Source organism: Kitasatospora albolonga (assembly GCF_039535905.1).
Lineage (GTDB): Bacteria > Actinomycetota > Actinomycetes > Streptomycetales > Streptomycetaceae > Kitasatospora > Kitasatospora albolonga.
On record NZ_BAAAYB010000150.1, the window covers coordinates 103,063 to 128,633 of the forward strand.

The 25,571-nt window shown below is 73.0% G+C and carries 23 protein-coding genes and 1 pseudogene; 14 read left to right on the forward strand and 10 right to left on the reverse strand.

Annotation, left to right across the window (positions count from 1 at the left end; all coding sequences use genetic code 11):
• The first annotated feature begins 11 nt into the window (after nt 1-11).
• A complete protein-coding gene (locus tag ABD946_RS38115; RefSeq protein ID WP_345290336.1) occupies nt 12-1,211 on the forward strand; it encodes an FAD-dependent monooxygenase in 1,200 nt (399 codons plus the stop codon).
• Between the two features lie 52 nt (nt 1,212-1,263).
• Nucleotides 1,264-2,718: an NDP-hexose 2,3-dehydratase family protein gene (locus ABD946_RS38120; RefSeq protein WP_345290337.1), complete on the forward strand. Its 1,455-nt coding sequence runs from the start codon at nt 1,264-1,266 to the stop codon at nt 2,716-2,718.
• Between the two features lie 70 nt (nt 2,719-2,788).
• Here ABD946_RS38120 and ABD946_RS38125 read toward each other — a convergent pair whose 3' ends face one another.
• From ABD946_RS38125 to ABD946_RS38135, 3 genes are read right to left on the reverse strand one after another with little or no spacing between them, the layout of a single operon-like run.
• Nucleotides 2,789-3,448: a dTDP-4-dehydrorhamnose 3,5-epimerase family protein gene (locus ABD946_RS38125; protein WP_345290338.1), complete on the reverse strand. Its 660-nt coding sequence runs from the start codon at nt 3,446-3,448 to the stop codon at nt 2,789-2,791.
• Nucleotides 3,449-3,456: 8 nt separating this feature from the next.
• Nucleotides 3,457-4,731, reverse strand: a complete 1,275-nt coding sequence (locus tag ABD946_RS38130; protein ID WP_345290339.1) for an activator-dependent family glycosyltransferase — start codon at nt 4,729-4,731, stop codon at nt 3,457-3,459.
• Between the two features lie 13 nt (nt 4,732-4,744).
• Entirely contained in the window at nt 4,745-5,923 is a 1,179-nt protein-coding gene (locus ABD946_RS38135; protein ID WP_345290340.1) for a cytochrome P450, read from the reverse strand.
• 477 nt (nt 5,924-6,400) lie between these two features.
• Here ABD946_RS38135 and ABD946_RS38140 point away from each other — a divergent pair, with 477 nt between their 5' ends.
• Both ABD946_RS38140 and ABD946_RS38145 read left to right on the forward strand, forming a co-directional pair.
• On the forward strand, nt 6,401-7,327 hold the full coding sequence (locus tag ABD946_RS38140; protein WP_345290341.1) for a thiamine pyrophosphate-dependent dehydrogenase E1 component subunit alpha: 927 nt from the start codon (nt 6,401-6,403) through the stop codon (nt 7,325-7,327).
• 35 nt (nt 7,328-7,362) lie between these two features.
• A complete protein-coding gene (locus ABD946_RS38145) occupies nt 7,363-8,400 on the forward strand; it encodes an alpha-ketoacid dehydrogenase subunit beta (RefSeq protein WP_345290342.1) in 1,038 nt (345 codons plus the stop codon).
• Nucleotides 8,401-8,520: 120 nt separating this feature from the next.
• On the opposite strand, the gene ABD946_RS38150 is transcribed toward ABD946_RS38145, so the two are convergent.
• On the reverse strand, nt 8,521-9,381 hold the full coding sequence (locus tag ABD946_RS38150; RefSeq protein WP_345290343.1) for an AfsR/SARP family transcriptional regulator: 861 nt from the start codon (nt 9,379-9,381) through the stop codon (nt 8,521-8,523).
• Nucleotides 9,382-9,701: 320 nt separating this feature from the next.
• Here ABD946_RS38150 and ABD946_RS38155 point away from each other — a divergent pair, with 320 nt between their 5' ends.
• Complete coding sequence (locus ABD946_RS38155; protein WP_345290344.1) at nt 9,702-11,144, forward strand: DHA2 family efflux MFS transporter permease subunit; 1,443 nt, start codon at nt 9,702-9,704, stop codon at nt 11,142-11,144.
• 89 nt (nt 11,145-11,233) lie between these two features.
• Here the strand turns inward: ABD946_RS38155 and ABD946_RS38160 are convergent, their stop codons facing one another.
• Together ABD946_RS38160 and ABD946_RS38165 are read right to left on the reverse strand one after the other, a co-directional pair.
• Nucleotides 11,234-12,007: an aldo/keto reductase gene (locus tag ABD946_RS38160; protein ID WP_345290364.1), complete on the reverse strand. Its 774-nt coding sequence runs from the start codon at nt 12,005-12,007 to the stop codon at nt 11,234-11,236.
• Between the two features lie 56 nt (nt 12,008-12,063).
• Nucleotides 12,064-13,176 carry an acyltransferase family protein gene (locus ABD946_RS38165; RefSeq protein ID WP_345290345.1) on the reverse strand — a complete coding sequence of 371 codons (1,113 nt, stop codon included), beginning with the start codon at nt 13,174-13,176 and terminating at the stop codon, nt 12,064-12,066.
• Between the two features lie 317 nt (nt 13,177-13,493).
• Between ABD946_RS38165 and ABD946_RS38170 the strand changes: the two are divergent.
• A pseudogene (locus ABD946_RS38170) lies at nt 13,494-14,153 on the forward strand (response regulator); the annotation flags it as partial.
• A 167-nt stretch (nt 14,154-14,320) separates the two neighbouring features.
• Here ABD946_RS38170 and ABD946_RS38175 read toward each other — a convergent pair.
• The 4 genes from ABD946_RS38175 to ABD946_RS38190 all read right to left on the reverse strand — a co-directional run bounded on the left by ABD946_RS38175 (nt 14,321) and on the right by ABD946_RS38190 (nt 17,626).
• The gene (locus ABD946_RS38175; protein ID WP_345290346.1) at nt 14,321-14,911 is read right to left on the reverse strand and encodes a TetR/AcrR family transcriptional regulator; all 591 of its coding nucleotides are present in this window, start codon (nt 14,909-14,911) and stop codon (nt 14,321-14,323) included.
• An 88-nt stretch (nt 14,912-14,999) separates the two neighbouring features.
• Entirely contained in the window at nt 15,000-16,613 is a 1,614-nt protein-coding gene (locus tag ABD946_RS38180; protein WP_345290347.1) for a peptide chain release factor 3, read from the reverse strand.
• Between the two features lie 201 nt (nt 16,614-16,814).
• A complete protein-coding gene (locus tag ABD946_RS38185) occupies nt 16,815-17,420 on the reverse strand; it encodes a hypothetical protein (protein WP_345290348.1) in 606 nt (201 codons plus the stop codon).
• Complete coding sequence (locus tag ABD946_RS38190) at nt 17,417-17,626, reverse strand: hypothetical protein (protein WP_345290349.1); 210 nt, start codon at nt 17,624-17,626, stop codon at nt 17,417-17,419. The genes ABD946_RS38185 and ABD946_RS38190 overlap by 4 nt, the downstream gene beginning before the upstream one ends.
• Nucleotides 17,627-17,858: 232 nt before the next feature.
• Here ABD946_RS38190 and ABD946_RS38195 point away from each other — a divergent pair, with 232 nt between their 5' ends.
• The 8 genes from ABD946_RS38195 to ABD946_RS38230 form a co-directional block, all read left to right on the forward strand.
• Complete coding sequence (locus ABD946_RS38195) at nt 17,859-18,695, forward strand: alpha/beta fold hydrolase (protein WP_345290350.1); 837 nt, start codon at nt 17,859-17,861, stop codon at nt 18,693-18,695.
• Between the two features lie 118 nt (nt 18,696-18,813).
• The gene (locus ABD946_RS38200; RefSeq protein WP_345290351.1) at nt 18,814-19,902 is read left to right on the forward strand and encodes an LLM class flavin-dependent oxidoreductase; all 1,089 of its coding nucleotides are present in this window, start codon (nt 18,814-18,816) and stop codon (nt 19,900-19,902) included.
• The gene (locus tag ABD946_RS38205) at nt 19,899-20,513 is read left to right on the forward strand and encodes an FMN reductase (RefSeq protein WP_345290352.1); all 615 of its coding nucleotides are present in this window, start codon (nt 19,899-19,901) and stop codon (nt 20,511-20,513) included. The genes ABD946_RS38200 and ABD946_RS38205 overlap by 4 nt, the downstream gene beginning before the upstream one ends.
• Nucleotides 20,514-20,565: 52 nt before the next feature.
• On the forward strand, nt 20,566-20,988 hold the full coding sequence (locus ABD946_RS38210) for an SsgA family sporulation/cell division regulator (protein WP_345290353.1): 423 nt from the start codon (nt 20,566-20,568) through the stop codon (nt 20,986-20,988).
• A gap of 2 nt (nt 20,989-20,990) precedes the next feature.
• Entirely contained in the window at nt 20,991-21,779 is a 789-nt protein-coding gene (locus ABD946_RS38215) for an alpha/beta fold hydrolase (RefSeq protein WP_345290354.1), read from the forward strand.
• Nucleotides 21,780-21,813: 34 nt separating this feature from the next.
• Entirely contained in the window at nt 21,814-23,724 is a 1,911-nt protein-coding gene (locus ABD946_RS38220; protein ID WP_345290355.1) for an amidohydrolase, read from the forward strand.
• A 169-nt stretch (nt 23,725-23,893) separates the two neighbouring features.
• The gene (locus tag ABD946_RS38225; RefSeq protein ID WP_345290356.1) at nt 23,894-24,859 is read left to right on the forward strand and encodes an AraC-like ligand-binding domain-containing protein; all 966 of its coding nucleotides are present in this window, start codon (nt 23,894-23,896) and stop codon (nt 24,857-24,859) included.
• Between the two features lie 109 nt (nt 24,860-24,968).
• Nucleotides 24,969-25,571, forward strand: a 603-nt coding sequence (locus ABD946_RS38230) for an ATP-binding protein (protein WP_345290357.1), incomplete at its 3' end; no start/stop codon positions are given.

Here is a 25,571-nt window from a genome sequence, read left to right on the forward strand (position 1 = left end):
AGGGGACCCACGTGCCACATGTCGTCGTAGCAGGCGGGGGAATCGGCGGACTGGCGACCGCCCTCGCCCTCGCCCAGGCCGGCCACACCGTCGAAGTCCTGGAACGCAAGCGCGAGTTCACCGAACTCGGCGCCGGAATCCAGCTGGCCCCCAACGCCTTCCGCGCCCTGGCGCGGCTCGGCCTGGCGGAGCCGGTCGGCGCCGCGGCCGTCCACGTCGACGCCCTGCGGCTCCTGGACGGCCGCTCCGGCGCTCCGCTGGCGGTCCTGCCGCTGGACCACGCCTACCGGGAACGCTTCGGCCTGCCCTACGCCGTCGTCCACCGCAGCGACCTGTACCGGCCGCTCCTGGACGCCTGCCGGGCGCACCGACACATCACCCTGCACGCCGGAGTGGAGGTCACCGGCTACCGGGGCGGGCCGGACCAGGTGCGCGCCCTGACCGCCCGGGGTCCGGACCGCACCGGCGACGCCCTGATCGGCGCGGACGGTATCCACTCGGCCGTACGCGCCCAGCTGGTGGGCGACGGCCCGCCCCGGGTCTCGGGCCACACGATCCACCGCGCGATCGTGCCGATGGCGGCGGTGCCCGCCGAGCTCCGCTCGAACACGGTCACCCTCTGGGCCGGCCCCGGCTGGCACTTCGTGCACTATCCCGTCGCCGGCGGCAGCCACCTCAACCTCGCCATCACCCAGGACGACGGCGCCCGCGACGCGGTGGCCGGCCTGCCCACGGAGCGGGAGCGGGTGCTCGCCCGGTTCCCCGGCCTGCACCCCGACGGCCGCCGCCTGCTGGAACTGGGCCGCGACTGGCGCACCTGGGTGCTGTGCGACCGCGACTCCACCACGACCTGGACCGACGGGCGCACCGCGGTCCTCGGGGACGCGGCGCACCCGATGCTCCAGTACGCCGCCCAGGGCGCCTGCACGGCCCTGGAGGACGCGGTGGTGCTCGGAGATCTGCTGCGGGACTGCCCGTCCTCCCGACTCGCCGACCGGCTGCGCGAGTTCGCGTCGCTGCGGCAGGAGCGCACCGCACGGGTCCAGGACGTGTCGCGCTGGATGGGCCGCGAGGTCTACCACCCGTCGGGCGGCGCGGCGCAGGCCCGCGACGCCTTGCTCGCCGGCATGTCCGCGGACGACCTGATGGACGCCGTCGACTGGCTCCACGCCCACGACGCCGGGGGTGCCACCGCCCCCGCGGCACAGTGAGCCGCCGCCTCACCACCACCCACCTGGCCGATGACTGGACGCAGGAGACCGGATGAATACAACTCCCTTCGATGCCACGACGATTGACGAGCAGCGGGTGAGAGGCCTGGCCCGCTCCGCAGCGGCCCGGGCCGGCGGGCTGACGACCACGGCGGACTTCCACCGGTGGTTCGCGGCGTGCGCCGAGCGCCTGCACACCGAGGTGGAGCCGATCGCGCTCGACGAACTGGTCGGCTGGCACACCGTCCCGGAGACCGGGAACCTCGTCCACGACAGCGGGCGGTTCTTCTCGATCGAAGGCCTGCGGGTGGAGCACCCGGACGGTCCGGTGCCGCACTGGAGCCAGCCCGTCATCAACCAGCCGGAGACCGGCATCCTGGGCATCCTGATGAGCGAGTTCAACGGCGTCCCGCACTTCCTGATGCAGGCGAAGGTGGAGCCCGGCAACTGCGACGGGCCCCAGCTGTCGCCCACCGTGCAGGCCACCCGCAGCAACTTCACCCGCGCCCACCGGGGCCGCGACGTCCCGTACGTGGAGTACTTCCGCGACGCGGCGCGGCACACCCTTCTGGCCGACGTACGCCAGTCCGAGCAGGGCGCGTGGTTCTACCGCAAGCGCAACCGCAACATGATCGTCGAGGTGCGCGAGCCGGTCGCGGTGCGCGAGGGCTTCACCTGGCTGACGCTCGGCCAGCTCCACGAACTGCTCGCCGTGGACGACCTGGTGAACATGGACTCGCGCGCCGCGCTGGCCTGCCTGCCACTGGCCGGGCCCGGCACCGAGACCGTCGGCTCCCCCGGGGACGCGTTCGGCTCCGCGCTGCTGCGGTCCTGCACGGCCGGCCCCGACGAGGGCCGCCACACCGGCGCGGAGATCGCCCACTGGATCACCGAGGCCCGCAGCACCACGGACCTGCGGGCCCGGCTGGTGCCGCTCCGCCAGGTCGACGAGTGGCACTCGGCCGAGGGCCGGATCAGCCACCGGACAGGCGCGTTCTTCGACGTCATGGGCGTACGGGTCAGGGCCCGGGGCCGCGAGGTGGACGAGTGGACCCAGCCGTTGATCGCCGCGACCGGGCCCGGCGTGATCGCCTTCCTGGTCCGGGAGATCGACGGCGTCCTGCACGTCCTGGTCCAGGCGAGCGCCGAGGCCGGGCACAACGACGTCGTCGAACTGGCCCCCACCGTCCAGTGCACCCCGCGGAACTACGCCCACCTGCCCGCCGAGGCCCGCCCGCGCTTCCTCGACGAGGTGCTCGGCGCCGACCCGCGGCGGGTCCGCTTCGACACCACGCTCTCGGAGGAGGGCGGACGGTTCTACCACACCCGCAACCGCTACCTGATCGTCGAGGCGGAGCCGGACTGGTCGGCGGAGCACCCGGACCACCGGTGGCTGACGGTGCGCCAGCTCACCGAACTGCTGCGGCACAGCTACTACCTCAACGTGGAGGCGCGCGGCCTGCTGGCCTGTCTGCGGAGCCTGCTCGCCGCACCCGCGGCCGGCTGAACGGACCGTGCCCGGGGGCCGGTCCGCGCGGCAGCGCGCGGGCCGGCCCCCGGGCACGGTGCGGGGCTCCTCAGAGCGCCCTGTCGAGCGCGAGGCTGGTGCGGTAGTCCGGCAGGAGCCCCAGGCGGACGGCCTGCGCCAGGGTCGGGGCCGCCCGGTCCCGCTCGGACAGGAGCGGCGCCACGCCCTGGTCGTACGGCAGTGCCAGGTCCGGATCCAGCGGGGAGACCGCGAGCTCGTTGGCGGGCACGTATCCGCCCGACATCAGGTAGACCATCGTGGTGGCGTCCTCCAGCGCCACGAACGCGTGCCCCACGCCGACCGGCACGTAGACCGACCGCAGCTCCTCCCCGCCGAGCACGACGCTGTCCCAGCTGCCGAAGGTCGGCGATCCCACCCGCAGGTCCACCACGAAGTCCAGCGCCCGCCCGCCGGTGCAGTGCACGAACTTGGCCATGCCGGGCGGTGTCGCGGTGTAGTGCACTCCGCGGACCACGCCCCGGCGCGAGCGGCTCTGGCTGGTCTGGACGACCGGGAACGGGTGACCGACCGCCTCCTCGAAGGCCGCCAGCCGGAAGGAGTCCACGAACAGCCCGCGGTCGTCGGGGAACACGGTGGGAGTGAACTCGAAGGCGCCCGCGACGCCCAGCTCACGGACGCCGGCTCCGCCCGGACGTGCCGCCCCCGGAGCCTCGGCGGTGGCGGCCGTCCCGTGCCGGTCGGCGGTCATGCCCGCGCTCACCGGCCCCACTCGGCGACGACGCGTTCCAGCATCGGCACCACCTCGGCCGGGGAGGGCTGCGCCAGCAGGTCGGCCCGGATCAGCGCGGCGCCGGCGGCCAGCGCCGGATCGTCCACCAGGCGGGCCACGCAGTCCCGGATCTCCTGAGGAGTGGCGCTGTCGGCCGAGAGGCACAGTCCGCCGCCCAGCTTCTCCTGCCGCTGCCCTGCCAGCATGGTGTCGTAGCCGTGGCCGAGGATGAGCTGCGGCACCCCGTGGTAGGCGGAGGTCAGCCGCGAACCGAAGCCACCGTGGTGCACGATCGCCTGACAGGTGGGCAGCAGGTCGTGCAGCGGCACGAAGCCCACGGGCCGCGCGTTCGCCGGCAGTTCGCCCATCTTGGCGGCCTCCTCGGCGCCGAGGGTGACGACCACCTCGATGTCGAGGTCGGCCAGCCCCCGCAGGATCTCGCCCACCGTGGTGCCGGTGTTCTCGATCTCGTTGGACGTGCCGAGCGTCAGGCAGACCCGACGGCGGTCGGTGGGCTCGCGCAGCCACTCCGGCACCACGCACCGCCCGTTGTAGGGCACGTAGCGCATGCCGATGGTGTCGAAGCCGACCTCCAACTCGGTGCCGGGGACGGTGGTGGCGATGGTGAGACCGCCGACCCGCAGCCGCTCGCTCCAGGTCCCGCCGAAGCGGCCCACCGCCTCCTCCAGCCACTCGCGGGTCGGGTCCTCGCGCTGGTCGGGGTGTCGCTGCTGGTACAGCCGCACGAACTCCTCCCGGGCGCGGCCGAGGAAGTCCAGGCCGTAGAGGAAGCGCGCGTGCGGGATGCCGAGGGCCTCGGCCACCACGGCGCCGCCCATCGTGAGCTGTTCCCAGATCACCAGGTCGGGCTGCCAGTGGCGGGCGTAGTCCATCACGTCGTCGAGGAACGGGTCGTTGCTGATGCCGGCGAGCAGCGCGGAGACCAGGATCTTCTCCTGTCCCAGCAGGCCCTCCCAGCTCCAGGCCCGCTCGTCGGTCCAGGACCAGTCGAAGGTGCGCAGGAAGTCGGAGGCGCCTCGGCCCATCAACTGCCCGTACAGGTCGGGCTCGTAGGGGTCGTCGCGGTACCAGCCGGACTTCCCGGCCGGCACCATGGTCAGCCCGGCGCCGGTGGCCGTGTCCGTGAGGTCCGGGTGCCCGGCCACCCGGACCTCGTGACCGGCCGAGCGCAGCGCCCAGGCCAGCGACACCATCGGGTGGAAGTGCGTGGGGTGAGGCATGCTCACGAAGAGGATCTTCATGTCTTCTCCTGGCTCAGCTCAGGGGTGTGCGGGCGGCGAAGGACAGCAGCGACCGGGACACCGGGGCGGCCGCGCGCCGCTCCGGCGCCCCGGTCCCGTCCGGCCGCGGGCACAGGACGGCGAGCCGGCTCAGCCCCTCCCGCGCGCTCGCCGCGGCGAAGGACAGCACCCTGGTGCTCGGCGCACCGGGCAGCAGGACCCGCGCGGCTCGCGCCGCCTCGACGGGATCGGACCGGTCGGGGGCGGCCGCCGCGAACCGGTCGGGGTCGTACCGGTCGGGGTCGGTGAACGCCTCGGCGTCGCGGTTGGCGGCTCCGAGCAGGATCACCACCTCCTCCCCCGGTTCGATCCGCTGTCCGGCGAGCTCGCACGGCGCCTGCGCGACGAGGGTGCGCAGCTGCACCGGGCCGGCCCAGCGCAGCGTCTCCGCCACCGCCCGCGCCGCCCCTCCCGGCTCGGCACGCAGCCGCGCCCACAGGGCCTCCAGGTCCTGCCGGGGCATCGCCTCGGGGTACCGCACCAGGGTGTTGACCACCAGGTCGGTCGCCATCCGCACGCCGACCGCCGCCAGCAGCAGCCGCTCCTCGGACCCACCGACCGCCGGCAGGGCCCGCAGGGCGGTCACGCCGCGGGCGATGCGCCGGGTGTCGGCCAGGTTCTGCGGATAGCACGAGGCGTCGAGCAGCCCGCCGGTCAGCTCGACCGCCGCGCTCAACTCCAGCCGTCCGTCGGCGTCCAGTCCCCAGGCCAGGGCCAGCGCCTCCACGGCGGCGGCACGCGCGACGGCCACCACGTCCCAGCCGCCGTCCCCGCCGGTGGCGGCGGGGACGGCCGCCAGCGCGCGGTGCCAGGCCTGTTCGACGTCGATCACCGGGTCGTCACCGCCGTCGGCGGGCACCCGGTCCTGCGGCGTGCCGTCCGCAGCGCTCGGGCCGAAGCCGTCCAGGAGCGGCCTTTCGCACAGGGCCGGCTCGGCGGCCGCGCGGCTCGCCACGGCGTGACGCGCCGTCACCCAGGCGCCGGTGGCGCTGCGGTCGAGCGGCCGTTCGGCGAGCCGGCGCCAGTACTCGCGCGGATCGGTGTCGAGCCCGCGCAGCAGAGCCGCGCAGGGGTCTCCCTGGGCTGCTGCGAGCCAGACAAGGCCTTGTTGCAGCTGGATTCGGCGCCCCAGTCCGGGGTCGGTGAGCAGCACGAGCGGAAATCCTCCTGGTCCAGGCGCTCCATCGGGCGGCGGCGGGACTCGGCCCACCGCTCCCCGTACATCCTCGGCCCGGGCGGCTGAGCACCGATCGAGCGGTGCTGGACCGCCCCGCGCGGCCGCCGGCCCACCGCCCCGAACAGCCGGTCGGCACCCGGGAGTTCGGGCCGACTCAGCACGAATCAACCGGCTCTCCATCGAGTGCCGCAATACTGGCCGAGCGACGGACCGATCGTGCGGCACCGGTACCCGGACGGCGAGGACCGCCGGAGGCCGGGTGCCGCGGTCCCGCTGTGGCAGCGCGGCCCGTAACGACGGCCGACCGGGCCGGGCGGACCGCACAGGAGGACCTCACGCGCAACGACTGCGTGGTGGACCGCGGCGTCGCACTTCGCCTACTCAGGGACTGGGACTTCAACCATGGCGTCTGATCGTGCCCGACTGGTTCGCGACATGGTACGGATCCGTGTCGTGGAGGAGACGCTGGCCGACTACTACCGCGACGAGCAGGAGATCCGCACGCCCGTGCACTTCTCCATCGGCCAGGAGGCCAGCGCGGTCGGAGTGTGCGCGGCCACGACTCCGCAGGACTGGGTGTACACCAGTCACCGTTCCCACGCTCCGTACCTCGCCAAGGGCGGCGACCTGGACGCGCTGGTCGCCGAGCTCTACGGCCGGCAGGACGGCTGCTCCCACGGCCGGGGCGGCTCGATGCACGTGATCGACCGGGCGGCGGGCTTCGCCGGCTCGGCCGCGATCCTCGGGGAGATGATCCCGGTGGCCGTGGGCACCGCCTGGGCGTTCGCCCGCAACGGCGAGGCGCGGGTCGCCCTGACGTACTTCGGCGACGGGGCCACCGAGGAGGGGGTCTTCGCCGAGTCGCTCAACTTCGCGGCCGTGCACAGGACCCCGGTGGTGTTCGTCTGCGAGAACAACCTGTACTCGGCCTGCTCGCCGCTGTCGGCCAGGCAGCCCGCCGGCACGTCGATCACCGGTCGCTCCGAGGCGGCCGGAGTGCCGGCCGAACTGGTCGACGGCAACGACGTGTTCGCCGTCCACGCCGCGGCGCAGCGGGCGGTGGCGCACGCGCGCGAGGGCCACGGACCGTTCCTGCTGGAGTTGTCGACCTACCGCTGGCGCGCCCACGTCGGCCCCGACTGGGACCACGACTACGGGTACCGGTCCAAGGAGGAGATCGACGAGTGGAGGGCCCGGTGCCCGATCGTGCGCGCCACGGCGGCGCTGCGCGCCGAGGAGCCGGACATCGACGCCGCGGTGGCCGACTGGCGCACCCGGTTCGAGCGGGAGATCCACCGGTCGGTGGACCGGGCCAAGGCACTGCCGTTCCCCTCGGTCGACGGCCTGCTCGACGGCGCCTACCTGCCCCTGGCCCGCTGACCGTCGACACCCGACGGGAGAAGGAGACACCACACATGCGCAAGCTGACCTACGGGCAGGCCATCAGCGAGGCCACCGTCCAGTGCATGCTGCAGGACGATCGGATCTTCGTCGCCGGCGAAGGCGTGGACGACGTCAACGGCACGTTCGGGACCACCAAGGAGGCGTTCGCCAGGTTCGGCGCCGGCCGGGTGATCGACATGCCCAACGCGGAGAACGCCACCGCGGGCTTCGCCATCGGGGCGGCCGCGGCCGGCTTCCGTCCGCTGCTGGTGCACATCCGCGCCGACTTCATGTTCCTGGCCCTCGATCCGCTGGTGAACCTGGCGGCCAAGTGGCGCTACACCTACGGCGGCGACAAGGGCGGTGTGCCGGTGGTCACCCGCGGCGTGGTCGGCCGTGGCTGGGGCCAGGGCGCCACCCACTCGCAGAGCCCGCACGCCACCTTCGCGCACTACCCGGGACTGCACGTGGCCACCCCGGCCTCCCCTGCCGACGCCAAGGGCCTGCTGGTCCAGGCCCTGACCGGGGACACCCCGGTGGTGCTGATCGAGAACCGCAATCTGTACTCGCTCACCGGCGAGGTGCCCACCGAGGCCGTCCCGATCCCCTTCGGCGTGGGACGGATCGCCCGCCCCGGCCGGGACGTCACCGTGGTCGCGGCCTCCCTCATGGTCCACGAGGCCGAACGCGCCGCCGAGCAGCTCGCACTGCGCGGGATCAGCGTCGAGGTCGTCGACGTGCGCAGCCTGCGGCCGCTGGACGACGACATCATCTGCTCCTCCGTGGCCAAGACCGGTCGGCTCGTCGTCGCCGACACCAGCTGGTCCCGGTACGGCTTCGCCGCGGAGGTGGCCGCCGTGGTCGCCGAGAACGTGCCGCAGGCCCTGCTCGCCCCGGTGCGCCGGATCACGCTGCCCGACAGCCCGGCGCCGGTGTCCCAACCTCTCGAGGAGGCCTACCACCCCAGTGCCGACGCCATCGCGGACGCCTGTCTGGCGGTCTGCGGAGAGGCGCGGGGGGACCTTCCCGGGCTGATCGACGTCGCGGCCGGCTTCCAGGGACCGTTCTGAGCCGGCCCTCTGATCCCTCGGAGCCGGCACCACCCCCGGGTGCCGGCTCCGAGTACCGACAAGAACTCGGCCCGGGGCGAACCGTCGCCCCGGGCCGAGTCGTCGTCGTGCGAGCGGCGGTCAGGCCGCAGCGAACGCCAGCCGGGTCCGGTCGTCCGCCGGCAGGACGTCGAGTTCGGGATCGGCGGAGAGCATCGCCTGGTACAGCGTCCGTACCCGGCGGGACGGCTCGACACCCAGCGCCTCCACCAACCGGCGGCGCAGGCTCTGGAACGTCTCCATCGCCCGGCTCTGCCGGCCGGCGCGGTACAGCGCGGTCATGAACTGCGCGTGCAGGTTCTCGTTGAGCGGATGACGCCTGGTCAAGGAGGCCAGCTCGTCCAGGAGTTGGGAGTGGCAACCGAGCCGCAGCCAGGCGTCGATCCGCTCCTCCACGACGCCCAGGCGGCTCTCCTCGAGCCGGGCCAGTTCCGGGCTCAGCACCGCACCGGGCTGCACGTCGGCCAGCGCCGGTCCGCGCCACAGCCCCAGCGCGGCGTCGTAGGCACGGGCCGCGGCCACCGCATCACCGCGGGCGGCCGCCGAACGCGCGGAGGTCAGCAGCTTCTGGTACGCCGTCACGTCCACCGAGTCCGGCGACACGCTGAGCAGGTACCCGCCGGGCTTGGTCACCAGGATGTCCTTGGCCGCGCAGGTCGCGTCGGGACCGAGCGCCTTGGTCATCAGGCGACGCAGCTGAAGGATGTAGGTGTGCAGCGTCGGCAGCGCGCTGCGGGGCGCGTCCGCGTCGGACCAGATCTCGTCCATGAGGGTCGACGCCGTGAGCAACCGATCGGCGTTCAGGGCCATCAGGGCGAGCAGCTGACGCGGCTTGTTCGCGGTGGGAACGATGGACGTTCCGCCCAGCCGGGCGCTCATCGGCCCCAGCACCCGGATGTCACACGATTCCACCGCCACCGCCGTGTCGTTCTCGGCCCGCATATGGGACGCACCCCCTGTAGTCGTTGTCCTGACTGCCAACCTCGATACCCTTGGCTCGTGCCTAATATACATAGGAACCGTGCCCGCGCCAGGGGTGCCGCGCCCCGCATCCGGCGAACGGGATCGACCTGGCCTAAATGTCCTAGGTGCTGGTCAAGAGGTGCTAGGTTGTCGTCGGCGAGACGACCGGGCGGTGACGGAATGGGGCGTTCGCGGCTTGACGATCGATCAGATCCCTTACGGCGCCCGGCAATCGAGGCCGAACAGGTCACCCACCCACACCCATCGCACAGGCAGCGCGACACACGAAAGGCACCCTGATGGCTGAAGAGGTCACCACCACCAAGACGGAGAGCGAGCCGCTGCCGGCGCCCGCCCCGCCGCAGGCCCTCGGCGGCCCGCTGATCCGCGCGGCACTCGTGCTCGCCCTCGGCGCGTTCGTCGCCCTCATGGACACCACGATCGTGGGCGTGGCGCTGCACTCGTTCACGGAGCACTTCAACGCGAGCCTGGCAGACGTGCAGTGGGTCTCCACCGCCTACCTGCTGGCGATGTCCGCGGTCATCCCGGTCACCGGCTGGGCGGCCCAGCGATTCGGCGCCGCGGCGTGCTGGACCGCCTCCCTGGCCCTCTTCCTGGCCGGCTCGGTCCTGTGCGGCCTGTCCTGGTCGCTGGGCGCCCTCATCGTGTTCCGGGCGGTCCAGGGCCTCGGGGCCGGCATGCTGTTCCCCCTGATGCGCATCCTGGTCGTCCAGCTGGCCGGCCCGCAGCGGATGGGCCGGATGATGTCCCTGATCGCCATCCCCATCCTGGTCGCCCCCATCGCCGGGCCGGTGATCGGCGGCGCCGTCGTCCAGGACCTGTCCTGGCGCTGGGTCTTCTACCTGAACGTGCCGGTCTGCCTGGCCGTGACCGTCCTGTCCCCGATGCTCATCCCCAACGTCAAGGGAGAGGCGCCGGGCCGGCTGGACATCAGCGGCCTGCTCACCATCAGCATCGGCCTGACCGCCGGGATCTACGGCTTCAGCCGGCTGGGCGAGGGCCGCTCCTTCGGCGACTCCCAGGTCCTCCTCCCCCTGCTGGCGGCGCTCCTGCTCCTGGTCGCGCACGGCGTGCTGGCCCGCCGCAACCGGGGGTCCGCGATCGTGGACTTCAGCCTGTTCCGCGACCGCAACTTCACCGCCTCCACCACCGTCTCGCTGCTCAACAACTTCGGCCTCTACGGAGCCGTCGTCCTGGTGCCCATGTTCTTCCAGCAGGCCGGTGGCAAGAGCCCGCTCGCCGCGGGGACCATCATGATCGCGCAGGGCTTCGGCGCGGCCGTCGCCGTCCTCCTGGTCGGAAAGGTCATCGACACCAAGAGCAACCCGCGCGCGCTGGTCCTCGCCGGCCTGCTGCTGGTCGCCATCGGCCTCACCGCGTTCGGCCTGGCCGACAGCGCCGAGCCCGGTGTCGTGCTGCTCGCCGCGCTGTTCGTCCAGGGCATCGGCCTGGCACTGGCCGCCTCGCCCGTCATGGTGACCCTCTACCACTCGATCCCGCCGACCAGCGTGGCCGCCGCCACCACCGTCAACGCCGTCTCCCAGCAGCTCGGTGCGGCCATCGGCACCACGGTCATCGCCCTGCTGCTGCAGCACTCGCTCGCCGACGGCGCCAGCGTGATCCCGGCCTTCCACACCGTGTTCTGGGCGGCCCTGGGATTCGTGGTCCTGACCGCCCTGCCCGCGGCGCTGCTGCCCTCCGGCCCGGCCAAGCGGGCCTGATCCGACCGCTCGCGGCGCCCCCGCGAGCAGCACGTGCCGACACCCCGCCGGAACCACGTCCGGCGGGGTGTCCGCGTTAGCTCACCGGTTCACTTGGGCGTGCCCCAGGGCTTGGCCTCCTCGAGCGCCGCGAGCACGGCCATGTCGTCCTCGTCGAGGGCGAAGCCGAAGACCTCGATGTTCTGCGCGATCCGCTCCGGGTGGGCGGACTTGGGCACCACCACGTTGCCCAGCTGCAGGCTCCAGCGCAGGCACACCTGCGCCGCGCTCCTGCCGTGCTTGCGGGCGACCGCCGCGATGTCCGGGTGATCCATGATCCCGTGCCCGCTGCCCAGTGGCGACCAGGCCTCGGTGACGATGCCGCGCTCGGCGTGCAGGGCCCGCGCCTCGGCCCGCTGGTGCCGGGGGTGCAACTCGATCTGGTTGACGGCCGGAACCACGCCGCACTCCTCGGCGAGCCGGTCCAGATGCTCCCGCTGGAAGTTCGACACCCCGATCGCCCGGGCCCTCCCGTCCGCGTGGATCCTCTCCAGCGCCCGGTAGGTGTCGACGTAGAGGTCCTTGGCCGGCACCGGCCAGTGGATCAGGTACAGGTCCACGAAGTCCAGCCCGAGCCGCTCCAGCGACCTGTCGAACGCGCGCAGCGTCGAGTCGTACCCGTGATCGGCGTTCCAGACCTTCGTCGTGACGAACACCTCCTCGCGCGCGAGCCCCGACTCGGCGATCCCCCGGCCCGTCCCCGCCTCGTTGTGGTACTCCGACGCCGTGTCGAACTTCCGGTACCCCGCCTCCACGGCCGTCGCCACCGCGGCGGGAGTCTCCTCGTCCGGTATCTTCCAGACCCCGAAGCCGATCCGGGGCATCGTCACACCGTTGTTCAGCGTCACGGACGGAACCGGCCCGGCGCCGGCTCGGAGACTCACCGCGGCACCGGCTCTCCGTCGGCGCGCTGCGGGGCGGCGGGCGGCACCTGCTCCGCCCGCCGGCGGCGGGAACCCCAGCGGCGGGACAGCGGATCCTCGAAGAACGTGTGCACCGCCGCCGCGATCACGAACGACACGACGAACAGCAGGGCCGCCGAACCGACCCGCTCGACCCGCGAGGCCGGATGCCCGTCGTTGATCAGCCGGTACATGTACTCCAGCACCATGAAGTGCACCAGGTAGAAGGCGAAGGTGACGTCCCCCAGCCACACCATGACCGGATTCCGCGCCACCGACAGCGAACCCCGGATGTCCGCACCGGCGCCCGCCAGCACCGCCATCAGCACCGGCACGACCGACATCGCCGTGATGGAGTACAGGTACGGCACCTGCGTGGCCAGCGGATAGGCCACCGCGAAGGCCAGGACCGCGTAGCTGAACCGCACGTTGAGGAAACGACCCGCCATCACGCCCCGGGCCAGCAGGATCCCGAGGACGAACTCCAGCAGCCGGGTGACCGGGAACAGGTACACGAACCAGTACTGGTCGTACGTCACGTCGAAGGGCGGGAACGTCGGCTGCGACGCGAACGCGGTCGAGGCCACCAGCGGCACCGCGATCACCGCCAGCACGGTCCCGCCCAGCCACCACAGCAGCTGCTTCGCCGGCACCCGCTTCAGGTAGCGGTGCAGCAACGGGAAGCAGAAGTAGAAGAACACCTCGCAGGACAGCGACCAGGACACCACGTTCAGGCTGTTGTTGGTCATGAACGACGCCTGCCAGGTGTGCACGAGCAGCAGGTTCGAGACCGCGTCCCCCAGGGTGACCGTGCCGCCGGTCACGGTCAGCAGCAGCACGACGGCGGCGAGCCAGGTGAGCACGTGCGCGGGATAGATCCTCGCGGCACGCCGACGCCAGAATGCTCTGGCCGTGTCACCCGGCCGCGCCGACCAGGCCATCACGAACCCGCTCAGCACGAAGAAGAAGCTCAGCGCCGAACGCCCCACGATCATCAGGACCGTGGTGTTGGTGCCGGTCCAGTCACCGTTGAACGACAGCGAGACGTAGGCGTGCGCACTGAAGACGACGATCGCACAGATGAAACGCATGCCGGCCAGCGACGGCAGACGCGACGCGGCGGGTGGCAGGGACACATTCGAGGCCACAACGTCTCCTCACACAGGGATCCTCAAGGTCGCGGCGAACGTACCCAACCGGGCCACCCCCTGTATGCCAACCACAGGTGGCACCGAGGCCTCCAACCCTGGTTGCAGACCAGCGCCCCGACCAGCGGCCGCACCGCTTCAGCCCGGCACCATCACCGCTCCAGAACGCGCGCCTACGCTGGCCCCGGGAATGCCTTGCCGTCAGCCGGACAGCCGACCCACCGGCCCGTCCGACCACGGCCACGACGAGCGGGAGCACCATGCCGGACAGCAGAAGTGGCGTGCGGAACGCGGACGGGCGCGGGTGCGCGCGGTCGGCCCGGGAGCGGCCCACCCCGCCCGGCACCAGCACGCTCCTGCTCGGCGACGAACATCCCCTGATCCGCCGCGGCATCCGCGCGGTCCTCGACGGGGACCCCTCGTTCCGCGTCCTCGGCGAGGCGGCCGACGGCCACGCCCTCCTCGGGCTCGCCCACCGCCACCGACCGGACGTCGTCCTCCTGGACGCCGCCCTCCCCGGCCCGGATGTCCTCGACACCGTCCACCACCTCGCCGGCAGCTCCCCGCGCGGCACCGCCGTCGCGCTCCTCGTCCCCGACCACGGCCTCACCGACGACTGGACCCTCAACGCGGCCCGGGCCGGCGCGCGCGCCTTCCTGCCGAAGTACCAGAGTCCCGGTCAACTCCTCAGCGCCGTCAAGGGAATCGCCCGGGGCAACACCGTGATCGGCACCCGTACCGTCGACCAGCTGCTCACCGCGCTGCGTCGCACCTACCGGCCCGTCCCGACCCCGCCGCAGGCCGACATCTCCCAACTCACGCCGCGGGAACGGCAGGTCTTCGACCTCATCGCCCAGGGGCTGACCAACCAGCAGATCTCACACGCCCTCACCCTCACCGAGGGGACGGTGAAGTCCCACTTCAACCGGATCTGCCACAAGCTCGCCCTGCGCAACCGCGTCGACGCCGTCATCCTCGCCTACGAGTCGGGCCTCGGCACCGCGGCGACCGGCGTGGGGGCCGGCCCCGGCGACCGGGCTCGCCCCCCGCGCCGCGGCCGCCGGGGCGCGGCCGGCCCGCGGACCGGTCACGCCTTCTCGGTGACCGCCGTCCGCGGCCACTGCTCCAGCAGCTGGTGCAGGCTCGAGACGATCCGCTGCCAGGACCCGTCGACTCCGCGCGGGTGGTTGAACCCGCCCGCGGCCTCGATGCTGATGAAACCGTGGAAGGTGCTGCGCAGGAGCCGCGCCGCGTCCGTCAGGTCGGGCTCGTCCAGCTCGTAGTAGCGCATCACCGCGTAGGTCAGCTCCACGCTCCGCGCGAACACCTCGGTCCCCGCGAACTCGGACGGGTCCAGGCGCAGTTGCGTGGCCGCGTACCGGCCCGGGTGGCGCAGCGCGTAGTGCCGGTAGGCGTCGGCGAACGCCATCAGCGCCTCACCCCCGGAGCGGCCGGCGATCGCGCTGCCGATGCACTCGTTCATCTCCTCCGAGGCCAGGATCGCGACCCGGATCCGGATCTCCCGCAGACCCTTCACGTGCGAGTAGAAGCTGGCGTCCTTCACTCCGAACGACCGTGCCAGCGCGGAGATCGTGACCTTCTCGATCCCGACCTCGTCCGCGAGAGCGGCCGCGGCCTGAGTGATCCGCTCGACCGTCAACCCAGCATGCGCACCCATGATCCCTGCCCCAAACCTTGACCGATCAAGCGAGCGCCTAGCATACCTAAGCTTGCCCGGGCCGGACCCGCTCGGGGATGGCCGGCGATCAGTCCGCCGTGGCGATCAGCGGCTGCAGCAGGACATCGGGTTGGGCGCGCTGGAAGGCGTTCAGCTGCCACTTGTCGGCGAACAGGGCCAGCAGCACGTCGTCCGAGCGGCGGGTGAGCACCTCGCCGTTGATCAGGCGGGACTTGCCCAGGACGGCGGCGCCGTTGGCGTCGGTGATCCGGGCCACCCGGTAGGAGAGCTGGTCGAGGCTGATCGGGGAGGAGAACTCGTGCTCCATCCGGTGCAGGATCACGTCGAACTGCATCGGGCCGACCGCGGCCATGACCGGCGCCTGGTCGCCGCGCCGGTCGGAGACCAGCACCTGGATCACGCCCTCCTCGTCGAGCTGGGAGATGCCCTTGCGGAACTGCTTGGACCGGCTGATGTCCTTGGGCCGTGCCACCGCGAAGTACTCGGGGGCGAAGGCGGGCAGCGCGGGGAACTCGGCCTTCTTGCCGGTGAAGAGGGTGTCGCCGACCCGCAGCGCGCTCGCGTTGATCAGGCCGACCACGTCGCCGGGGTACGCGGTGTCGACCACGGTGCGCTCGGCTCCGAAGACGGTGTGGGCGTACTTGGTCGCGAACGAGCGGCCGCTGGCCGCCCGGGTGACGTGCATGCCGCGCTCGAAGACGCCCGAGCAGACCCGGACGAAGGCGATCCGGTCGCGGTGGGCCGGGTCCATGTTCGCCTGGATCTTGAACACCAGGCCGGAGAACTCCTCGCCGACCTCGCGGCTGCCGCCCTTGGCCAGCGGGCGGGGCCCGGGAGCCGGAGCGAGGTCGACCGCGGCGTCCAGCAGCAGCTTCACACCGATGTTGGTCAGCGCGGCGCCGAAGAAGACCGGGCTGATCTTGCCGGCTTCGAAGGCCTCCTGGTCGTAGCCGGGGCCGGAGGAGAGCACCAGCTCCAGCTCCTCCAGCGCGGTCGTCCAGTCTTCGCCCTCCTGCTCGGCGGCCTGCTCGGAGGTGAGCCGCTCCTCGAGGGCGGCGTGCGTGCCGGCCGGCACCTTGGTGTAGCGCAGCATCTGCTCGGTGTTCCCCGCTTCGACCAGGCCGCGCAGGTTGCCCGCGTTGCCCACCGGCCAGACGACCGGGACGGGGGTGATCCCGAGGTGGGTCTCGATGTCCTCGAGCAGGGTGAGTGCGTCCTGGCCGCGGCGGTCCCACTTGTTGATGAAGGTGATCACCGGGACACCGCGGTGGCGGCAGACCGCGAAGAGCTTGCGGGTCTGCTCCTCCAGGCCCTTGGCCGCGTCGACCAGCATGATCGCGCAGTCGACGGCGGCCAGCACCCGGTAGGTGTCCTCGGAGAAGTCGGCGTGGCCGGGGGTGTCGACCAGGTTCATCACCTGGCCGCGGTAGCCGAACTGCAGTGCGGCCGAGGTCACCGAGATGCCGCGCTCGCGCTCCAGCTCCATCCAGTCGCTGGTCACACCGCGTCGGTCGCCCTTGGCGTGCACCGCACCGGCGGAGGTGATCGCCCGCGCGTGCAGCGCCAGCGCCTCGGTGAGCGTGGACTTGCCCGCGTCCGGGTGGCTGATCACCGCGAAGGTCCGCCGGCGGCCGGCCTCGTTGAGGACCTGCTGGACGGAGATTTGCTGTACGGAGCTCACGTGTTTCCTCGGGTACGCATCGGCAGCAGGCCGGTGACGCCTCTCCGTACCTGGTGAGCCGGCATCAGGTACGCGGGCCCAGACGACGATAATAGGCCGTCGGGCGGCGTGGCCCCGAAATCCCCGTTCTCGCGCAGGACCGCGCATCGCAGCGAACTGACTGTCACCGCCCGGCGGAACGACCTGACCGACGGCCGGGATTCAGGCGAGGTGCTTGCGGGTGGTGGCCGGCAGTGCGCGCTTGTAGTAGCGCCAGGGGAACCAGCCCGCGCCGACCGGGAGCCAGCCCTCGGTCTCCATCCGGCGTTGGCGGGTGCTGGAGGCGAGGGTGACCCGGCGGTGCTCCCAGGGGTGGGCGGAGGCCTCGACCTCCAGGTAGGCGGCGCCGTAGCCGACCAGGTGCCAGCCCTCGTGCTCGCCCTCGGCCAGTGCCGCCATCTCGTTGAACGCCGACACCGGCGCGATCCGGCGCCGCTCCGGTGCGTCCTGGCCGTCGGCCGGCGCGGCCGGGTGGACGCCGTCGCCGGCCTTGCCCGCGAACCGCTGCTGCGCGGCCTGCCGGCTCACCCCGAGGATGCCGCCCACGGCGTCCCAGCTGTGGCCGGCCGCCCGGGCCGCGAGGACGGCTTCACGCAGCAGCCGCCCGGCCTCCTCGGCGCCGATCCGCGAGGCGTCGACCAGCCGCAGGTACTCGCCGGCGTCGTGCTCCAGCGTCTTCGCCAGTTCGTCCGGGGCGCCGAGCACGGCCGCCGCGATGCCCTCGCGGATCCGTGCCGACTCGTCCGCCCCGAGCACGCGGCCCGTCACCGGTGCGCCTCCGCCTTCCGGGCCGCGACCGCCCGCGCGACCATCGCACCCCCGGCGGCGACCAGCGCGAGCTCGACCACGGCGAGGGCGATCGACAGTGCGGTGCCGACCCGGCCGATCAGGGCCGGGACCAGGACGAGCCCGACCACCAGCAGCGGCACCAGGGCGGGAGCGGACGGGGACGCGGGCTTCGAGGAAGTGACCATGCGTCAATGAAATCTTGACGAAGATGATCTGTCAAGGATTCCTTGACGACATCGGTGGATCTCCGCGCCGAGGGCTCCGGCGCGGTGATCGGGCGGTACGGGTCCTGCGCGGGGAGGCAAGGACGCGGGCGCCGCCCGACAAGAGCCGGCGGGGCCCGCGCCCTAGCGTGACGGCATGCCGTGCCGCAGCGAGATTGCGGGCGGATCCGGAACCGAGCGAGGAGAACCCCCCATGCCGTTCATCACCGTGGGACACGAGAACACCACCGCCGTCGAGCTGTACTACGAGGACCACGGGAGCGGCCGGCCGGTGGTGCTGATCCACGGCTTCCCGCTGGACGGGCACTCGTGGGAGCTGCAGAGCGCGGCGCTGCTGGAGGCCGGCTACCGGGTCATCACGTACGACCGCCGGGGGTTCGGGCAGTCGTCGCAGGTGACGACCGGGTACGACTACGACACCTTCGCCGCCGACCTGAACGTGGTGATGGAGACCCTGGACCTGGACGACGCCGTGCTGGTGGGCTTCTCGATGGGGACGGGTGAGGTCGCGCGCTACGTGGCGCGGTACGGGTCGGCGCGGGTGGGGAAGGTCGCGTTCCTGGCCTCGCTGGAGCCGTGCCTGCTGAAGAGCGAGGACAACCCGGACGGGGTCGCGCCGAAGGAGTTCTTCGACGGGATCGTGGCCTCGGTGAAGGCCGACCGGTACGCCTACTACACCGCGTTCTTCAACGACTTCTACAACCTCGACGAGAACCTGGGCACCCGGATCAGCGAGGAGGCCGTCCGCAACAGCTGGAACACCGCGGCCGGCGGCGGCTCGTTCGCGGCCTCGGCCGCGCCGGCCACCTGGTACACCGACTTCCGCGCCGACATCCCGGCCGTCGACGTGCCGGCGCTGATCCTGCACGGCACGGCCGACCGCATCCTCCCGGCCGAGGGCACCGCGCGTCCGTTCCGCAAGGCGCTGCCGTCCGCCGACTACGTCGAGATCGAGGGCGCGCCGCACGGTCTGCTGTGGACCCACGCCGCGGAGGTCAACGAGGCGCTGCTCGCCTTCCTCGCGAAGTGAGCCCCACCCCCTGAGGTAGCGGCGCGACGGCCCGCGGCAGGAGGACCCGCTGCCGCGGGCCGTCGCGCGCGCCGGGGGCACGAGAGACGCGCCGAGAGTCCGACAGAACGGAAGCACCATGCAGTTCGGCATCTTCACCGTCGGGGACGTCACGCCCGACCCGACCGACGGGCGGCTCCCGACGGAGCACGAGCGGATCAAGGCGATGGTCACCATCGCGCTCAAGGCGGAGGAGGTCGGCCTGGACGTCTTCGCGACCGGCGAGCACCACAACCCGCCGTTCGTGCCGTCGTCACCGACCACCCTGCTGGGTCACATCGCCGCCCGCACCGAGAGGCTGGTCCTCTCCACCTCCACCACCCTGATCACCACCAACGACCCGGTGAGGATCGCGGAGGACTACGCGATGCTCCAGCACCTGGCCGACGGCCGGGTCGACCTCATGCTGGGGCGCGGCAACACCGGGCCGGTCTACCCCTGGTTCGGGCAGGACATCCGGCAGGGCATCCCGCTGGCGATCGAGAACTACGCGCTGCTGCGCCGGCTGTGGGACGAGGAGGTGGTGGACTGGGAGGGCCGGTTCCGCACGCCGCTCCAGGGGTTCACCTCGACGCCCCGGCCCTTGGACGGGGTCGCCCCGTTCGTCTGGCACGGGTCCATCAGGTCGCCGGAGATCGCCGAGCAGGCCGCCTTCCACGGCGACGGCTTCTTCCACAACAACATCTTCTGGCCGGCCGAACACACCCGGCGGATGGTCCGGTTGTACCGGCGCCGGTACGCCCACCACGGGCACGGGCGCCCCGAGGACGCCGTCGTGGGGCTGGGCGGCCAGGTGTTCATGCGGAGGAACTCGCAGGACGCGGTGCGGGAGTTCCGTCCGTACTTCGACAACGCGCCCGTCTACGGCCACGGTCCCTCGCTGGAGGAGTTCACCGAGCAGACCCCGCTGACCGTGGGCTCGCCCCAGCAGGTCATCGACCGGACGCTGTCCTTCCGCGAGGGCGTGGGCGACTACCAGCGCCAGCTCTTCCTGATGGACCACGCGGGGCTGCCGCTGAAGACCGTGCTGGAGCAGCTCGACCTGCTCGGGGAGGAGGTCGTGCCGGTGCTGCGCAAGGAGTTCGCGCTCGGGCGCCCGGCGGACGTGCCGGAGGCTCCGACGCACGCGGCGAGGGTCGCGGCCGCGCGGGAGGTGGCGGGGGAATGAGGCTGGTCGTCGTCTCGGCCGGGCTGAGCACCCCGTCCTCCACCCGCCTGCTCGCGGACCGGCTGGCCTCGGCGGCCGTCGGCCAACTCGCCGCCCTGGGGCGTACGGTGTCGACCGAGGTGGTCGAACTGCGGGAGCTGGCCGGCGAGGTCGCCCACCACCTGGTGACCGGCTTCCCGGCGCCGCGGCTGGCCGCCGCCGTCGAGGCGGTGACCGGGGCCGACGGGCTGGTGGTCGTCACACCGGTGTTCACCGCCTCCTACAGCGGGCTGTTCAAGTCCTTCTTCGACGTGATCGCGCCGGACGCGCTCGCGGGGAAGCCGGTGCTGGTCGCGGCCACGGGCGGGACGCCCCGTCACTCCCTGGTCCTGGAGCACGCGTTGCGGCCGCTCTTCGCGTACCTGCGCGCCACGGTCGTGCCGACCGCCGTCTACGCGGCGACCTCCGACTGGGGCGCGGCCGGGGACGCGTACGCCGACGGCCTGCCCGCCCGCATCCACCGGGCGGGCGGCGAGCTGGCCGGGCTGATGGCCGGCCGGCCCGACCGTGCCGGACCGGAGGACGAGATCGCGGCCCTCGAACGGGGCCTCGCGGACCTGCGCTTCGACTGAGGCTCCGTCAGGACGGGTCACCGGTCCGATCGGGCCCGAAAGGAACTCCACCATGCAGCCATCCCTGGAAATGACCGTGGACGCCGGACTGATGACGGCGGCCCACGAGTGGTACGACGTCTCGGTCCGCCTTAGCCACTCGATGGACGACGCGCTGGCGGTGCGGATGGACCTCTTCTCCCCCGAGGACGCGGCGCCGATGGCCACCTGGGTGTTCGGCCGCGACCTGCTGGCCACCGGGCTCCTCCTGCCGGCCGGAGAGGGGGACGTGCGGGTCCGTCCGCACGGCGACCGCGCGACGGACGTCGAGCTGGTCTCGGAGGCCACCTGGTGCGTCGTCAGGATCGCCTCCGCCCACGTGCGGGACCTGGTGTCCCGGACCCGGTCGGCGGAGGAGCGGTGGAGGGGCACCGCACCGGCGGAACTGGACCGGGCGCTGGCCGGAATCCTCACCCACGGCATCAGGAACGACTGACCGTGCCCTTCCTCTCGGCCGGCGGCGAGCACGCGGGCGCCGTCCGCCTGTACTACGAGGACCACGGCAGCGGCCGGCCGGTCGTGCTGATCCACGGGTGGCCGCTCAACGGCGCGTCCTGGGAGCTGCAGGAGGCCGCGCTGCTGGCTGCGGGCCACCGTGTGATCACCTACGACCGGCGCGGCTTCGGCGCCTCCGACAAGCCGTCCTCCGGCTACGACTACGACACCCTCGCGGCCGACCTGCACGCCGTGCTGGAGACCCTCGACCTGCGGGAGGCGGTGCTGGTCGGCTTCTCCATGGGCAGCGGCGAGGTCGCCCGCTACCTCGGCACCTACGGATCGGAGCGGGTGGCCAGGGCCGTGCTGCTCGGTGCGCCGCCGCCGTTCCCCCCGGAGAGCGGCGGCGTCCGCGCCGACCTTCCGCTCTTCGTCGCCGGCCACCTGGCCGAGCTGTACGGCGTCGACCTGCTCGGGGGCGGGCCGGTGAGCGACCGGGTCGTCCAGTACAGCTGGAACGTCGGCGTCTCGGCCGCGGCGGGCAGCACCACCGCCGGGCACGGCCGGACGGGCCTCGCCGACTTCGGCGCGGACCTGCCGAGGATCCGCGTCCCCGTCCTGATCGTCCACGGCGGGGCCGACCGCGCGCTGCCGCCGGACTCGACCGCCCTCCCGCTGGCGGAGGCCATCGCGGGCGCGCGCCTGGTGGTGGTCGAGGGCGCCCCGCACGGGCTGATCTGGACGCACGCGGCCGAGGTCAACCAGGAGTTGCTCGCCTTCGTCGGCGAGTGACCGCACAACTTCCGTTCACCGAAAGCGAGTTCACATGTCGAGCATGCCCGTCGCCGGGATCCGTCCCGGCCCGCCGCCCACCGACGGCTCCGGCCCCCGGGCCGCCGACCTGGTGGTGCGCAACGCCCGGGTCCACACCGGCGATCCGCGGCGTCCGCGGGCGAGTGCGGTCGCGGTCCGGGACGGCCTGATCACCGCGGTCGGCGAGGACGCCGACGTGCTGCCGCAGGTCGGTCCGCAGACCCGGGTGGTCGACGCGCTGGGGCGGCGGGCCGTCCCCGGGCTCAACGACTCGCACCTGCACGTGATCCGGGGCGGCCTCAACTACGTGCTGGAGCTGCGCTGGGACGGCGTCCCGACGCTGCGTCAGGCGCTGGCCATGCTGCGCGCCCAGGCCGAGCGCACTCCGCCGGGGCAGTGGGTGCGGGTGGTGGGCGGCTGGTCCGCCGACCAGTTCGCCGAGCGCCGCCTGCCCACCCTGGCCGAGCTGAACGCCGCCGCCCCCGACACCCCCGTGTTCGTCCTGCACCTCTACCAGTCGGCGCTGCTCAACCGGGCGGCACTGCGGGCCGCGGGCTTCGGGCGGGACAGCGCCGACCCGGCCGGCGGGCAGATCGTGCGCGGGCACGACGGCGAGCCGACCGGCCTGCTGCTGGCCGCCCCGGGCGCGCTGCTGCTCTACTCCACGCTGGCCAAGGCGCCGACCCTGGACGAAGCCGACCGGGCCGCCTCGACCCGGCACTTCCTGCGCGAGCTCAACCGCTTCGGGCTGACCTCGGCGATCGACGCGGCGGGCGGCTTCCAGAGCTTCCCGGAGAACTACGGGACCGTCACCGAGCTGGCGCGCGCCGGGGAGTTGACGCTGCGGATCGCCTACCACCTGTTCCCGCAGACCGCCGGGCAGGAGCTGGACGACCTCCGGCGCTGGGTGGAGACCGTGAAGCCCGGCGACGGTGACGAGTGGCTGCGCCTGAACGGGGCCGGTGAGAACCTGACCTGGGCGGCCGCCGACTTCGAGAACTTCTCCGAGCCGCGCCCCGAACTCGGGCCGTACGAGGCCGGGTTCGAGCAGGCGGTGCGGCTGCTGATGGAGCACGGGTGGGGCTTCCGGCTGCACGCGAGCTACGACGAGACCATCCGCCGCGACCTGCGGGTCTTCGAGCGGCTGGCCGCGGAGGGCCTGTTCCCGGGCGGCAACCGGTGGCTGTTCGACCACGCCGAAACGGTCTCCCCCGCCAGCCTGGACCGGATCGCGGCACTCGGCGGCGCGGTCTCGGTGCAGAACCGGATGTCCTTCCAGGGCGAGGCGTTCGCCCGGCGCTACGGCGCGGCGGCCGCCGCCGAGGCCCCGCCGCTGCGGGCGATGCTGGACCGGGGACTGACGGTGGCCGCCGGCACCGACGCCACCCGGGTCTCCTCCTACAACCCGTGGGTGTCCCTGCACTGGCTGGTCTCCGGACGGTCCGTCGGTGGAAGCGCTCTCCGCCCGGCCGCCAACCGGCTGAGCCGCGAGGAGGCACTGGAGCTGTACACCCTCGGCGGTGCCCGGCTGACCGGCGAGGAGGAGGTCAAGGGCCGTCTGCGGGTGGGAAGTTACGCCGACCTCGCGGTGCTCAGCGCGGACTACTTCACCGTCCCGGAGGCGGACATCCCGCACATCGAGTCGGTGCTGACCGTGGTGGGCGGCCGCATCGTGCACGGCACCCGGGAGCACGAGGGGCTCGCACCCGAGCCGCCCGCGGTGACGCCGACCTGGAGCCCGGTGGCCCGCTTCGGCGGCTACCAGGGCACTCCGGCACCGAGCCTGTCCGGCGTCCGGCAGGCCGAACGGCTCACCGAGGCGGCGGCCGACTCCGGCGAGCAGCTCGCCTGGCGCGCGGCCCGCGGCCACCGGATCCCGGGCCAGGGCGACGGGCACCCGCTCGACGACCCCTGCTTCTTCTGAGCCACCGCTCACAGCTCCCCGCTCCGCTCCGCGGCGCGGGGAGCTTCGTCGTTCCCGCGCGTCCGGGATCCGCCATCTCTCCGGTCACATGACAGGAGCGGTGTGAGAGCGCTTTCAGCGAGGCTGGAGCACAGCAGCAGTACCGGCACAGCACGAGGAAGGAACGCCTGTGCCCACCACGCATTCCACCGAACCACTCTCACCCGCCGAACGCGCGGAGTTCTGGCACGACGCGGTCGCGCGGACCTTCGTCCCCCTGGAGGTCAGACTCCTCGAACCGGTGCCGAGCGCCGGCCTGCTCAGCACCGACCGGCTGGGCGCCGTCCAGATCACCCGGGCGACCGCCGGACCGCAGGTCGCCAGCCGCACCCGGCGGACCATCGCGGCGGGCGGCGAGGGCTGGATCACCGTGACCGTGCACCACCGGGGTCGCGGAATCCTGTCCCAGGACGGGAAGGAGGCCCGGATCGGCCCGGGCGAGTTCACCGTGTGGGACTCCAGCCGCCCGTTCACCAAGGAGTACCCGGACCCGTTCGACTTCACGGCCTACCACCTGCCGCGCACCGCCCTGCACGTCCACGACGACGACCTGCGGAGCGTCGTCGCCACCCCGTTCACCGCCGGGTCCGGCTCGGCCGGCCTGGTCACCTCCTACCTGCGGAGGCTGGCGCGCGACGCCGACAGCCTCGACCCGTACGCGGGCGGCCGGCTCGCGGACACCGCCGTCGACCTGCTCGCCCTGCTCGTGCAGGAGCGCGCGGGGAGCCTGCGACCGGCGGCCCCGGAGGCCGCCAGGGCACTGGTCGCGCGGATCAAGGACTACGCGGTCCGGCACCTCGCCGATCCGGACCTCTCCCCCGAACGGATCGCGGCCGCCCACCACGTGTCGGTGCGTTACCTGCACAAGCTGTTCCAGGGCGAGGAGACCACCGTGGCCCGCTGGATCCAGCGCCGTCGGCTGGAGATGTGCGCGCGGGAGCTCGCCCGGCGCCCCGGGGCCGCGACGGTCTCCTCGGTGGCGCAGCGGTGGGGCTTCGTCAGCCCCGCGCACTTCAGCCGGGTCTTCCGCACTGCCTACGGCATGCCGCCGCGCGAGTGGCGCGGCGGCCGGGAGGGGTTGGCGGAGGCGGCCTGAGCCGGCCGCGGGGGCGGCGTCGGGGCCCAGTGACCGACCGCCGTTTCTGACGGTCAGTCAGAAGTCACTGGCCCCCTCGTACGCTCCGAGGCGTAACGGAGAGCGGGAGGTGACCGTGCGGTCAGCCAACGAGGTGCGGGAGCGGGACACCGTCCTGGAGATGCTGGAGTCGGTCCGGACGGCGGGGGCCGCCCTGGCCGTCACGGGGGACCGCGGCTGCGGGGTCAGCACCGTGCTGCGGGAGGCGGTGGCCTCGGCCAGGCGCCGCGGCTTCCTGGTGATCGAGGCGGCCGTGCCGCCCGCCGGGGCCGGCGTGCCCGGCGCGGCGGTGCGGGCGCTGCGGGACCGGCTGTTCCGGGCTTCGGGCCCGGCCTTCTCCTCCCCCGCCTTCGGCACGGCGGGTGCGCCGCCCGTCTCGGCCGCCGAACTCTTCCGACTGATCGACGCCTGCCGCCGGCCGCTCCTGATCTGCCTCGACGACGCGCGGTTCCTGGACGGACCGTCCCTGCGCTGCCTGGCCGACCTGGCGCGCGAGCTCCCCTCCGCGGCGGCCGTGCTGCTTCTCGGCGGGCCCGCCCCGGAGGGGATGGCCGAGCTGGTGCTGCACCCGCTCGACGAGGCCCGGGCGGACGAACTGGTCCGGGCGGCGGGGGTCGAGGACGGGGGCCTGCGGCGGCGGATCCTGCGGGACGCCGACGGGAACCCGCTCGCC